The organism is Chachezhania sediminis (genome assembly GCF_009765275.1).
Classification (GTDB): Bacteria; Pseudomonadota; Alphaproteobacteria; order Rhodobacterales; family Rhodobacteraceae; genus Chachezhania; species Chachezhania sediminis.
On sequence record NZ_VOPH01000001.1, the window covers coordinates 286,176 to 299,529 of the forward strand.

General features: G+C 62.9%; 9 protein-coding genes. 2 read left to right on the top strand and 7 right to left on the bottom strand.

Annotated features, from left to right (window positions below; translation table 11 throughout):
* The first annotated feature begins 22 nt into the window (after positions 1–22).
* On the top strand, positions 23–1,168 hold the full coding sequence (gene mnmA / locus FQK05_RS01360) for a tRNA 2-thiouridine(34) synthase MnmA (RefSeq protein WP_158963851.1): 1,146 nt from the start codon (positions 23–25) through the stop codon (positions 1,166–1,168).
* 378 nt (positions 1,169–1,546) lie between these two features.
* On the opposite strand, the gene FQK05_RS01365 is transcribed toward mnmA, so the two are convergent.
* The 3 genes from FQK05_RS01365 to FQK05_RS01375 all read right to left on the bottom strand — a co-directional run bounded on the left by FQK05_RS01365 (position 1,547) and on the right by FQK05_RS01375 (position 5,659).
* Entirely contained in the window at positions 1,547–3,697 is a 2,151-nt protein-coding gene (locus tag FQK05_RS01365) for a mechanosensitive ion channel family protein (protein ID WP_233270316.1), read from the bottom strand.
* A gap of 434 nt (positions 3,698–4,131) precedes the next feature.
* On the bottom strand, positions 4,132–4,740 hold the full coding sequence (locus tag FQK05_RS01370; protein ID WP_233270317.1) for a GNAT family N-acetyltransferase: 609 nt from the start codon (positions 4,738–4,740) through the stop codon (positions 4,132–4,134).
* Positions 4,741–4,774: 34 nt separating this feature from the next.
* Positions 4,775–5,659 (bottom strand): DMT family transporter, encoded by an 885-nt coding sequence (locus tag FQK05_RS01375; protein WP_233270318.1) that lies wholly within the window; start codon positions 5,657–5,659, stop codon positions 4,775–4,777.
* Between the two features lie 193 nt (positions 5,660–5,852).
* On the opposite strand from FQK05_RS01375, the gene FQK05_RS01380 reads away from it, so the two are divergent.
* Entirely contained in the window at positions 5,853–6,314 is a 462-nt protein-coding gene (locus FQK05_RS01380) for an Lrp/AsnC family transcriptional regulator (protein WP_158963853.1), read from the top strand.
* Positions 6,315–6,602: 288 nt separating this feature from the next.
* Here the strand turns inward: FQK05_RS01380 and FQK05_RS01385 are convergent, their stop codons facing one another.
* The 4 genes from FQK05_RS01385 to FQK05_RS01400 form a co-directional block, all read right to left on the bottom strand.
* On the bottom strand, positions 6,603–7,937 hold the full coding sequence (locus FQK05_RS01385) for a sigma-54-dependent transcriptional regulator (protein WP_158963856.1): 1,335 nt from the start codon (positions 7,935–7,937) through the stop codon (positions 6,603–6,605).
* Positions 7,934–9,844, bottom strand: coding sequence for a sensor histidine kinase (locus FQK05_RS01390; RefSeq protein WP_158963858.1), 1,911 nt, complete (start codon positions 9,842–9,844; stop codon positions 7,934–7,936). The genes FQK05_RS01385 and FQK05_RS01390 overlap by 4 nt, the downstream gene beginning before the upstream one ends.
* Positions 9,845–9,990: 146 nt before the next feature.
* A complete protein-coding gene (locus FQK05_RS01395; RefSeq protein WP_158963860.1) occupies positions 9,991–12,237 on the bottom strand; it encodes a TRAP transporter permease in 2,247 nt (748 codons plus the stop codon).
* A gap of 75 nt (positions 12,238–12,312) precedes the next feature.
* Positions 12,313–13,305, bottom strand: coding sequence for a TAXI family TRAP transporter solute-binding subunit (locus FQK05_RS01400; protein ID WP_158963862.1), 993 nt, complete (start codon positions 13,303–13,305; stop codon positions 12,313–12,315).
* Between the last annotated feature and the right edge of the window lie 49 nt (positions 13,306–13,354).

Below are 13,354 nucleotides of genomic sequence, written 5' to 3' on the forward strand. Positions count from 1 at the left end.
CCCCCGAACTGCAGGAGCCGTCATGGCGCTGGACCAGGAAACCAAGCTGAACTCGCTGGGCTTTGCCAAGCCGCCGGCGGAAACGCGCGTGGTCGTGGCCATGTCGGGCGGCGTCGACAGTTCCGTCGTGGCGGCGATGCTGCACGAGGAAGGTTACGATGTCGTGGGCGTGACACTGCAGCTTTACGACCACGGTGCAGCACTGGCCAAGAAGGGTGCCTGCTGCGCCGGCCTCGACATCCACGATGCCCGCCGCGTGGCGGAAGAACGTGGCTTTCCGCACTATGTCCTGGATTACGAAAACACGTTCCGCGACGCGGTGATCGACGAATTCGCCGACAGCTATCTGGCGGGTGCAACGCCCGTGCCCTGCATCCGCTGCAATGAACGGGTGAAGTTCAAGGACCTGCTGGAAACGGCAAAGGATCTGGACGCCGACTGCATGGCGACCGGGCATTACATCCAGCGCATGACGGGGGCCGAAGGGCCGGAGCTGCATTCCGCCGCCGATGCCCGCCGCGACCAGAGCTACTTCCTGTTCTCGACCACGCCGGAACAGCTGGAATACCTGCGCTTCCCGCTGGGCCACCTGCCCTCGAAGGACGCGACGCGCGCGCTGGCAGCCCGGTACGGGCTGGCGGTGGCGGACAAGCCCGACAGTCAGGACATCTGTTTCGTGCCGAACGGCGACTATGCCGCGGTGATCGAGAAGCTGCGCCCCGGTGCGGGCGAACCGGGCGAGATCGTCCATGCCGACGGCCGCGTGCTGGGCACCCATCAGGGCGTGATCCATTACACCATCGGCCAGCGGCGCGGGCTGGGGATCGGCGGGCTGGCCGATCCCTTGTACGTCGTGCGGCTGGACCCCGACGCCCGCCAGGTGATCGTCGGCCCGAAAGAAATGCTGTCGACCCGGACGGTGCCCGTGCGCGAGATCAACTGGCTGGGGGACGAGCCCCTGACCTCGCGCCCGGAATGGCATCTGTCGGTCAAGGTGCGGTCCACCCGCCCGCCGCGCGCGGCGATCCTGCGCCCCCTGTCCGAGACCGAGGCCGAAGTGGAACTTTTCAACCCCGAGGACGGCGTGTCCCCGGGCCAGGCCTGCGTGTTCTATGAAACCGAAGGCAGCCGCATTTTCGGCGGCGGCTGGATCTGGCGCGGGCGCTGAGGGGCCTTCGTCCTTCGGGACGGTCCCTGAGGCCTGTGGCGGAGCGGGGGGGCTGTCCCCGCACCCCTGAGAGTATTTGAGGACCAAAGAAGCGGGAAGCGGCGTGCCACGATTGGCGGCGCGCATTCCTGTGCGGGCCCACGCGCCCCCTTTCGGGACGGCGGATGCGGACGGCCTTTGCCGGGCTTTGTCGCAGCGCCGCGGCACGGGCGTGGCCGCATTGCTGCGACAAAGCCCGGATATTCGTGCCAGAGCACCTTCCGTTCCGCGCCCCGACGGGCCTTGTGCCAGGTGGGTGCCGGTCGCAGATCGTCTGCGTGACCCCAACCCACGACAGGAAGAAACCCGTTCCAAGACCGTGAGGCAGACGGGCCCCCTTCAGGCGACCTGTGCTGCAATCGCAGGCTCGTCAGACGTGTCCGCATCCCGCGCCAGGTAGACGGTCGAGGACGGGAACGCGAAATCGGCACCGCTGGATTCGACGATAGAGCGAATCTCGTAGAGCAGTTCCTCCTGCAAGCTCGTGAACTCGTCCATGTTGCTGGCCTTGATGTTGGCATAGACGTCTATCACGATGGCGTAGTCCCCGTATTCCACCAGCCGGACACGCAACGGATCGTCCGCCACCCGCTCATGCGCCAGCATATGGTCATAGACGCGGGAGGAAATCGTCTTGACCGTTTCGGACGGGGTTTCGTAGCGCAGGCCGATCTTGTGGCGGAAGAGGAACACGTCGCGCTTGCTGTAGTTCACGATCTTTCGCTTCGACAGGTCGCCATTGGCCACCACGATCAGGGTCCGGTCCAGCGCCCGGATCCGCGTGGACCGAATGCCGATTTCTTCCACCGTGCCGGCAAGATCGTCGAATTCGCAGAACTCGCCCACGCGGACGATCCCGTCGGCATAAAGGATGAGCCCGCCGATAAAATTCTCCAGCGTCGGCTGCGCGGCCAGTGCGATGGCCAGACCGCCGACACCCAGACCGGCGACGACACCGTAGATCGGGATACCAATCTGCGTCGCCCCGTAGCCAAGCACCAGCAGAGAGATCACCAGCGACAGCACCTTGAACCCGGTCCGCAACAGGCTGGCATCAAGGCTTGTCTTGCTGATCGACGGATTATGGACGGCCCAGATGTAGATGAGTTGGAGGATCTGGTAGGTCAGCCAGGCCGTGGTGATCCAGAAGATCACACCGGCAATGGTGGCCAGGTAGAGCAGCGTGGTCCCCGTGATGTTGATCTGTTCGTTGCAGACGTAAAGCGTCAACCGCACCGCCAGCATCAGCAGCAGCGGGTGGATGATGCTCCGGAACTGCCGTCTTGCAAGGTTCAGCGGCAATGGCCGGACCGAATTCCACCGGATGTACAGCACGGTCGCCAGCAAAAGAAGAAACAGCGACAGCGCCATTCCCATCCATTGCCAAACTGTCTGCCCGCCGAAACGGAACATCAGCCAATCCGGGCCGGCCTGGATGATTTCGAACCATTGCGGCGGGATCAGGTTGCCAGGCGTATAGATGTAGTAGGCATAGGTATCTTCGCCCCTGTCCGAAACAATCGGAAGCTCTTGGATCGTATGGTAGTCCTCCGGTATGCGTTCGACACTGGCGGCCGTGAAAAGGTATTCGCCGTGCCGCGGCCCTTCCTCCTGAAGTTCGATCGTCATGTTGGTGCCGGGCACAGTCCACTTCGGCCGTGTCGACTCATCGTTATCGGTCAGAACGGCACCGATTTCGATACCGGGAATATCCTCCATCACCGGCAGGTAGATACGGTCAAAGATCTCCTGCAACTGCAGAACCAGTTCCGTACTTGTTCTTTGAAGCGTGGTTGCCGGGATCGCCGACAGATCCATGGTTCTGGACGCCTTTTCGATAAGCGCCATCACCTTGACAACGTTATCCTGCTCTTGCCCGGTCAGTTTAATGTTGCTGGTCTGCAGATATGCGTCGCGTGTCTCGAACCAGATCCGGTTGGCCTCGTGCATGATCAGCAGGAAGCTGGCCAACGTTGCGCGCGGACTGCGGGTGTCCGGCGGAGAGATAGGGTTGTCGACGATGCGATCGTACTCGGCCCGGAGGTCCGGGTTGTGGTCGACGGCTTCCAGCATCTCCCCGACCAGCGTCGTCACGGTCATGACTGCCGCTTCGGCATCCGACTCGCCGATGGGCCTCACATCCACGACCACTTCTTCAGCCGTGGTTCCGGTGGACTGTTCCAACGCGGCGTCCGGCGCCTGCGCGCTCCCGGGTCCGGTCATGCCGACGATCAGAAGAAGAGCCGGGAGCCAGGTCCAGCAGCTCCACCCGCGAAACGTTGCGGGAATCGCGATCGCCCCGATACGGCGGGACCGCAATGCGTGGCAGGTCCGGTTGATCGCGGAAGGCAGCATCACTCGACTCCTTGTCAAACGAGGTCGATCCGGTCCGATCAGGGGAGGGTCAGGACGGGTCCGCACACGATCACGGTCTCTCTGCCCTCCTGCTTGTCGGAGCGCGGTCATTCTTACCAAGGCAGCGTCGGCCAAGGCCACGCTTCTGGTCAACCAAATGTTACTGGTCAACCGGATTTTCCTTTCAGAACCGTCTTTTCCGCCGCGTCGGCCGAACAGGTCGACAGCCTCCCGAAGGTCTTGCCCGCTCAAGGTCTCAGGATGGGGTGCGGTACGCCCTTGGCCCTGCCCTGGCTGGAGGCGACGGGCATCCAGCCCCTGTACGAACGCCACGTCGGCACCTGCAGGGCCAGAGCGCCCGGCCCCTGCCCTGTTCCGGCCCCTGCCCTGTCCCGCGAAGGCACCTCCGCTCGGTCAAGGGCGCATGTCGCCCGACGGGGGCATGGATGCTGTCGAATACTGTTGCTCGCCTGCCCGCCTACGTGACGGGGCCCGGACCAGGTCTGCTTCGAAGCGACCGCCTTGGCGCAGACGAGGAAGGGACCAGCCGCAACCGCGCCTGTATCGCATCACCCCGCGCCGCTGACGTCCAGCCCGGAACCGCCCAGGTACTTTCTCATGATGGGCCGGGTTTCGGATCGCCGCGCAACTTCGGTGAACCCCGCCTTCCGGAACGTCCCTAGGAACCCGGTCCAGGCATAGACCGCCGGGTACTTTTCTTTCGGCGTGTCCACGGGATAGCCTTCGACAATGGTTGCCCCGCACGTCGCCGCCCGGTCGACGGCCGCGTTCAGCAGGTCAACCGACAGGCCGCCGCGTCGATACCGCTTGTCAATGTAGAAGCACGAAACCGACCAGACATCCTGATCGTCCACCGGCTTCAGCACTCGCGATGTCGCAAGTCGGTGAAAGGCCGACCTGCGGTCGATCTGGATCCAGCCGACGGTGTCGGCGCCCGCCCTGGCGACCAGCCCGGGCCCTTCTCCCCGGTCGAACAGGGCTTTCATCGCACGCCGATTGCCGTCGCCTTTGCCCGCCGCCATCTGTTTCGCGGTGCGCCGCCACAACATGCACCAGCAGCCGCCGCAACCGCCCCTTTCGCCCATCAGGGATTCGAAATCCGGCCAGGTCGCGGGCACGATTTCGACAGGTATCGTCATCGCGGTTTCATGGGTCACGCTGAATGCTCCATTCTTGCGGCCGTGTCGGGCTTCACGGACCACCACGGGCCTTGTCCCGCAGGATCGTGAAGACACCGCTGGCGATAATGATCCCCGCACCGATCATCGTCATCATGTCGGGGCTTTCACGCCAGAAAATCCATCCAAACACCGTGGCCCACAGAAGGCCGGTATAGTCCAAAGGGGCCACGACCACGGCCGGGGCCAGGCGAAAGGCCTGGGTCATCATTGTCATGCCTGCAGTGCCCGCCACGGCAATGGCCGCGAACAGCCACAGATCGCCGGTCCGGACCGGAACCCAGACAAAGGGGACGATCGGCACGCTCAGAACCGCGGCGGTGCCCGTCAGATAGACAAGCAGCGTCCAGACGCTTTCGCGTGGATCCACCCAGCGCGCGCTGAGCATCAGCATGGCCGCCACAAGCGCCGTTGCGACAGGCAAAAGCGATATCGGCTGGAACGTCGCCGCACCTGGGCGGATGATCACCAGTACCCCGATGAAACCCGCCAGGACCGCCAGCCAGCGCCGCCAGCCGATATCCGCGCCAAGGAACAGCGCCGAGATGACGGTGATGAAGAAGGGCGCCACGAAGAAAAGCGCCGTTGCCTCGGCCAGGGGAAGATAGATGAAGCTGGTGAAGAACATCATCGTGGCCACGACCCAAAGCGCGCCGCGCAGCAGGTGCGCAAGCGGCCGATGGGACCGCAAGGCCGACGGCCCCCCCATGACCAGCGCGATGACGACGGTGAACGGCAGGGCGATCACGTTTCGCAGGAACAGGATCTGAAGCGGGGAATAGCCCGACGTCAGCGCCTTCGCGATGGCGTCATTGGCGCTGAGAAAGGCCACGCCGGCACACATCAACAAGACGCCCTGCATCTGGGGGACATGGCCGCCGGACGTTGCAGAATTCATGTCGCCCCCCTTGGCGGTGCCCGCCCCCGACCGGCCTCCGGCCCCACGATTTCGGACAGCCCAGGAGCCGCGACCGGGGCACCTTCGACGGTCACTCTATGCGGAAATTACGGATTTTTTCTTGCTTTATCACCCGGAATTTGTCCTATTTGTGCATAGACCTGCCCCAAACCGTCAGAAAGGAGGTCGGTTCATGCACGAACTGGACGAAGTCGACCGTCGCATCCTGCGCGTCATGCAATCGGACGGATCCCTTTCGGTCACCGAAATCGCCGACCGGATCGGTCTTTCCCAGTCCCCTTGTTCGCGGCGTGTCTCGCGGCTGACGGAAACCGGCATCATTCTTGGAAAATCCGTCATCCTCGACCGCAAGAAGCTTGGGTTCAACGCGATCATTCTGGTGCGCATCAAACTGACATCCCATGGCCGCCAGTCCTTCAAACAGTTCCAGCAGGCCGTCCTGCGGATCCCAGAGGTGCAGGTCGTCCAGCTGATGCTTGGCGACTATGATTTCAACGTCCGCGTGGTCGTGCGCGACCTGGACCACTTTCACGTACTGCTGCAGGAGCAGCTTGTCCTGCTGCCCGGCGTGCAGGAAATCCAGAGCTCTGTCCTTCTGGACGAGCTGAAATACACGACCCAGCTTCCGTTATAGGCCAGACGTCGCAAACGAAAGATGACCTTGGCCGCGAGGGCAACGGCCAAAGGCACGACCTGTGGACATCCGCCCCCCTGTGCGGGCGGATCCAACGTCCAAGCGATGCCGACCGTCAACAGCGTGACGACGAAGACGATGTCGTCCGAAAGGCGCTGGCCGATCGAAATAAGGGGCCAGTTCATACAGCTTCTGTCGCGACTTGAACACACGGCTTCATCGATGACGCTTTTGCCCGTGAGCTGGCGTTTCTGCGAATTGCCTGCGGGAAACGGCGAAGCCTGGCTGTCAGTTGGCGAACTCTTCGCGGCGCAAACCGTGTTTCTGCATCTTGTCGTACAGCGTCTTCCGCGACAGACCGAGAACCTCGTATGTCGCCTTGAGGCTTCCGTTCTGTGCAGCCAGTGTTGCAGCGATGATACCGCGCTCGATGCGGTCCATGCGTTCCGCAAGCGTCCGTCCGCTTGCAGTCTCGATCGGTCTTTCGTTCTCCAGACCCAGAACGAAAAGCTCCGCCGCGTTGCGGAGTTCGCGCATGTTGCCCGCCCAGGTCCGGTTTCCCAACTCGATGAGTTTCTCGGGCGTAATTGCCGGTTCGGGCTTTTTGAAGCGCCGGGCTGCATCGGTCACGAACCTCTGGAACAGGCTTGGCAGATCTTCGGGCCGGTCGGACAGAGCGGGAAGATGGATCGTGACTGGGTTGATCCGGTAGAGCAGATCGTCCCTGAATTCGCCGGCCGCGACCAGCGGCTCCAAGGGCATGCGGCTGGAGGCGACGAAGCGTGCATCCAGTGGCACGCGTTCGGTGGCGCCCAAAGGCAGGACCGCGCGGTCCTCGATGACGCGCAGCAGTTTGGCTTGCAGGGACAGGGAGATCGATCCGATTTCATCCAGAAAGATCGTGCCGCCCCGCCCGTGTTCGAGCCGACCGATCCTGGATCGGGTGGCCCCGGGAAAGGCGCCGGAAACGTAGCCGAAAAGCTCGGTTTCGATCTGCGCTTCCGGCAGAGCGGTCAGGTCAATGGTGACGAAAGGTTCCTCGCGCCCCCGCTCTCGGGTACAATGGATCGCGCGGGCGACGTGTTCCTTGCCGGTTCCCGTCGCGCCGACGATCAGGACGTCGATATCGCTCTGGGCGATGGTCTGGACCTTGCGGCGCAGTTCGACGATCGGGGCGGACTGTCCAAGGATCAATGCGTCGAGTGAACTGTCGACCGTTGCGGTTTCGCGCAGTTCGCGCAGTTCCAGAACCAGTCTGCGGTGCTCCAGACCACGCTCGATGGCGCTGGTCATGCGATCCTTGGCGAAGGGCTTTTCGATGAAATCGAAGGCTCCCTTGCCAAGAGCTTTGACCGCCAAGGGCACATCGCCGTGACCGGTGATCATAACGACCGGGATTGTCATGTCGACTTGGAGCACGGCGTCGAGAAATTGCAGGCCGTCCATGCCGGGCATCTTGATGTCGGACACGACGATGCCGCCGAAATTCGGGCCGATCCTTTCGACGGCCCGTTCAGCGCGGGCAAAGGCCAGGACGTCGTGCCCCGCCAGTTCGAGTTGCTGGCTGAGTGACCGACGGATTTCTTCGTCGTCGTCCACAAGGATGATGTCAGGATCGCTCATGCGTTGCCTCGCTCCGCTTTTGCAAGACGCAACGTCACGGTTACCCGTGCGCCGCCTTCGGCCCGAGTTTCGGCCACCATCGTACCACCGAAATCGCGAATGATGTTGTAGCAGATCGACAGCCCGAGCCCGAGCCCGCGCCCCACCTCCTTGGTGGTGAAGAACGGATCGAAGATCTTGTCCGCGACGTCGCTTGGAATGCCCGTCCCGTTGTCTTCGACAATCATCTGCGCGCAATCGTCCTTCAGCTCCGTTCGGATGGTGATCTGCGGCGCGCGGTCGCCCGGAACCGCATCGATCGCGTTGCCGATCAGGTTCATTGCCACATGCTGAAGACGGGCCTCTCCGCCCAAAACGACAAGGCCCCGCGCGCCCTCCTGGTTTATCCGGGTATCCGAACGCTCGATCCGGCCAGACAGGAGCGCCAGCGCTTCGTCGATCACGGCGTCGATCTCCACCGCATGCACGTCATTGTCGGACTTCCGGGCGAAGCGGTTGAGGTGTTTCGACAGCTGCGCCATGCGCTCCGTCAGTCTCAGCACCCGTTCGAGATTGTCGGTCGCCCGCTCTTTCTTGCCGGCTTCGTGAAAGGCGACGGCGTTCTCGACATAGGTGCGAATGGCCGTCAGCGGCTGGTTGAACTCGTGACTCAGCGCCGCCGACATCTGCCCGAGTGCCGCAAGCTTGCCGGCCTGTACTAGTTCGTGCTGGGTCTGGCGAAGGGTTGTCTCGGCCGCGCGGCGCTCTTTCACCTCGGTCTCAAGATCGGCGGTCCGGACCGCGACACGGCGTTCCAGTTCGCGCTCTGCCCGTTCGCGTTCGTTCAGCCGTTCGATCAGACGCCGCCGCCGCCCAAGCGTAAGGGCGACCAGGGCCAGGGCCGCCAGACACAGAGAGAACCCCACCAAGCTCCATGACAGGGCCGAACTTCGGGCCATCGTCGTGTCGTGCAGAAGGTGCAGCGTCCATGGGTTCTGGGTCAGCGGTTCGGTCAGGTGCAGATAGGTGCGCTGCCCCTGGCCGATCTCTTTCGACGGTCCGCGCACCAGCGGCCTTCCGGTCCCCCAGCTTCCCGCAGAGACAATCGGGCTCTGGTCCAGACGATCCAGGTCGAAGCGGCGGGTCCGGGCGATTTCGGCTTCGGCTTCCGGCGTGAGGGTCCCGAGGGACGAAAGCCGCAGGTCTTCGATGCTGGACATGATGATCACGCCCGTCTGATCGGTCACGAAGGCGCTATTCGGGTTATTGGCCAAGGCCAGCTCCAGCGGTTCGATGGAGATCTTGACCACGGCGACCCCGACGACGTCTGCGCCGTCGCGTATCGGCGCCGAAATGTAGTAGCCGCGCAGACCCGATGTCGTGCCCAAGGCGAACAGGCGGCCCGTCTCACCCGCCATCGCCTCTTGAAAATAGGGGCGGTACGAGAAGTTCTGGCCGACGAAACTGACATCCGTTTCGGCATTCGAGGCCGCGACAGTGGTGCCATCGGGTGCCATGAGGTAGATGTCCGAGGTCTGCGTATAATCTTTCCAGACTTCCAGCTCGCGGTTCAGCCAGCCAAGATCGGCGGCATCGACTTTGTTCGCCATGACAGCGATGACACGTGGATCGCGGGCCAGAAGATAGGGCAACGGGGCGAAATGCGAAAACCAGTCATCCACCAGTTCGGCCATGCTGGTCGTCGCTGCACGGGCGCGCTCGGTGGCCTGTTCCTGAAAGAAGCCGAGCAACAGCGTCAGAACCAGAATGCCAAGCGCCCCTGCGAATAGTGCAAGAAGCGTCAGCCCGCGCCAGGCGGACGACCGGCTGCGCCGCCGCACCTTCGCCTGCCGCCGCGCGGCGCCGCCCAGCCCGGCCATGCCTTTGCGGTGCGGTTCGAATGCGCCGGCGGCAGTTTCCTCACTCATGACCTGTTATCGCGCTTTGCCATGTTCTCATTTTCGATTGGAATTTTCGTCCGCGCAACGGAAAGCGACCGGACAGCCCCTGGCCATCCCGTTACTTGAAGGTGTTGGCGTGCGCCCCGTTTTCGGGGGCGCACGCCGCAACACGATCAGATGGTGCTGGGCTTGTCCTGATCGCTCAGCAACTTCGATGCCGTGATGTCCACGTCCCGGAACCGGTGCATCGCGTAGCCGGCAGCGACGAGTGCCAAGCCAACAAGGTCGCTCAGCACCCCGCCCTCGATCAGGAACAGCGCCGCCAGGACAAGAAAGGCCCGTGTGACGTTGCTGGCACGGCCCAGAAGGAACCATCCCTGAACGCCGGCCGACAGCAGGTAGACGCCGACGATCGAGGTGATGGCCGCCCGGATGATCTCGAACCACGTGCCGTCCATCAGGATCGCCCCGTTGTAGAAGAACATGAAGGGCACGATGAAGGCCGCGATGCCGATCTTGAAGGACGCGACCGACGTCTCCATCGGGTTGGCACCGGAAATCCCCGCAGCGGCGTAGCTGGCCAAGGCGACCGGAGGCGTGATCGCCGACAGAACGGCGAAGTAGAAGACGAAGAAGTGCGCCGTCAGCGGCCCGATCCCAAGTTGCACAAGCCCCGGCGCCACGACAGAAGCCGCAACCGCGTAGGCCGCCGTGGTCGGCATGCCCATCCCCAGCAGGATCGAGATGCACATCGCGAAGAACAGCGCCAGGAACTGCGAGGCCGAGGCAAGGTCCAACAGCACCGACGAGAAGCGCGCACCGACGCCGGTCAGGCTGATGACACCCACGATGATGCCCGCACAGGCGCAGACCGTGATGATCTGGATCGACATGATGCCGCCCATCTCGAACGCCTTGGCGATCTTCTTGGGCCCCATGCGGTTGACCGTCAGCCAGCTGACCGCGACAGCGGCGACTGTGGCGTAGACACCGGCACGGATCACCGAATAGCCAAAGAACAGCGCGACGATCAGGATGATGATCGGAATGAAGAGGAAGATCTTCTTCATCAGGGCCCGAGTCGACGGGATCTCGTCCTCGCTCATGCCCTCCATACCCAGCTTTGCAGCTTCAAAGTCGACCATGAAGTAGACGGAAATAAAGTAGAGAGCTGCCGGAATGATCGCGGCAATGGCGATATCGGTGTAGGGGATGCCCGTGATCTCGGCCATGATGAACGCACCCGCGCCCATGATCGGCGGCACGATCTGTCCGCCGGTCGAGGCTGCGGCCTCGATCGCGCCGGCGGTCTTCTTCTTGTAACCGACCTTGTTCATCAGCGGTATGGTGAGCGAGCCGGTCGCAACCACATTGCCCGCCGACGTGCCGTTGATCATGCCCATGAGGCCGGAGGCGAAGATCGCCACCTTGGCCGGGCCGCCCCGCGCCCTGCCCGCCAGAGAGAAGGCGAAGTTGACGAAATAGTCGCCGACCTTCGACGCCTGCAGGAACGCGGCGAAGATGATGAAGAGGATGATGTAGGTGGACGACACCGCCGTCGTCGGCCCAAGGATACCGGCGTCGGTATAGAGCTGGCTGAAGAACCGTCCCCATTGGATCGGCGGGGAATTCAGGAAGCCCGGAAGGAACTGCCCGGTGAACACGTAGATCAGGAAGACCGCCGAGATCACGACCAGCGCAAGGCCCGCGACGCGGCGCGTCACTTCCAGGATCAGCGCACTGCCTGCCACGGCCGCCATAGAGATGCCGATGGGCGCGAAGGGCGTGCCGGTCGAGTTGCGCATCAGGGTGCCGTAGATGGTCACCAGATAGACGGCCACCGAAACCGCGCAGACCGAAAGAACCAGGTCGGGAATTGCGAAGCCCGAGCGGACGCGCCGGTGCCACCAGCTCAGTCCGATTCCCCCGAAGGTGGCAACCCAAAGCGGCGCGCCAAAGAGCCAAGTTTCGCGGAACTTGATCGTCGCATCCATCCCGTTCCACATGACGCCGGAGCTGATCTGAAACGCGAACCAGATCGCCATGATCAACGACAGGATCGCCGGGATCCCAAGGGCCAGGGCAAGAATGCCGATTAGCCGCGTTTCGTCGTTCTTGTCTTCGGGAAAGGCATTGGGCGCGTATAGCAGAAAGCCAAGGATCAGCGCACCGGCCACGTGGACGATGCGGAAGTTCCAGGTTTCCATCGGAAAAGTCGGCAGGAAGGGCAGATTGATCCCCGTCACGGACGAGATCGACAGCCCCGTGAGGGCCGCCATGTGAAACGCTGCGTAAAGGCCGGCGGCCACGGCGATGGCGGTATAGCGCCATCCTTCGAAGACCCGCCGGTTGCCTTCGACGATCTCGTCGTCGACGCCCTCGGCGATAGTGCGTTCGTCATCCATTGTCGTCTGGGACATCTCGTGCTTCCTCCCAAGATGGTGATGGATCCGGGCCTGTCCGTATGGGCCCGGATCAAGCTGCTTTCGCGCGTGTCAGCCGCCAAAGACTTTGTCGTCGGAAATCTCGACGTCGGTATTTTCGCGGAACCAGGCAGCTGCACCGGGATGCCACAGCAGAACGGTGTTCTTGTCCGCGTTCTCGGGCAGTGTCGTCCGGGCTGCACGGTGGATGTTCACCATCCGCTCGTTGTCGGACATGACGGCGCCGACCACAGCTTTCACGAAGCTTTCGGGCAGGTCACAGTTCGCAATCGCGAAGTTCCACATGGCGACCGACGCCGCGGGCTCTTCCAGCGTCGTGTAGGTTTCACCCGGAATTTCGAAGGCCGAGACCGGGAAGGCGTCCATCAGCTGCTTCTGTTCTTCGTCGGTGAATTCGATGATGTTCACATCGGTCTGGACTTCCAGCTGGCTCACGGCCGGAACCGGGATACCCGCTGCAAACGCGATCACGTCCAGAAGTCCGTCCTGCAGCTGACCGCCAAGGTCGGACCAGCCACCGTTGCGGCGTTCGTAATTGACACCCAGCGTGTCCATCATCCGCGGGAAATACGTGTCGGAGGTCGAGCCCGCCGGACCGAAGCCGATCTTCGCACCGTCGGGGATGTCCGAAATGCTCTCGATACCCGACGAGGTCAGTGCGGTGACCGAGAACGGCGTCTGGTACATCGGGAACATCGCGCAGGCATTGGTCATCTTCAGACCGGGCGCGATCGGGTTGGTGCCTTCCATGCTCTCGCGTGCGGGGCCAAGCGTCGTCATGCCGAAGGCCAGATCACCGGTATGAACCAGGGCCATGTTCTGCATGGGCCCACCCGTCACCTCGGCGCCGCCGGAAATGCCCAGTTCGTCGGCGACAAGATTGGCCCAACCGGAGCCGTAGGCGAAATAGGTGCCGCCCTGGCTTGCGGTGCCGACCGTGAAGCTGGACGGCCAGTCCGAGCGGTCGACCTCTTGTGCTTGGGCCGTGCCTGTGATGCCCAATGCAAGGGTAAAGCTGGCCAGGATCGCAACGTGCGTATTCATGTAAACTCCTCCGATTTCGACTGAACTGCGCAATGTGCGCGCTCCCGTC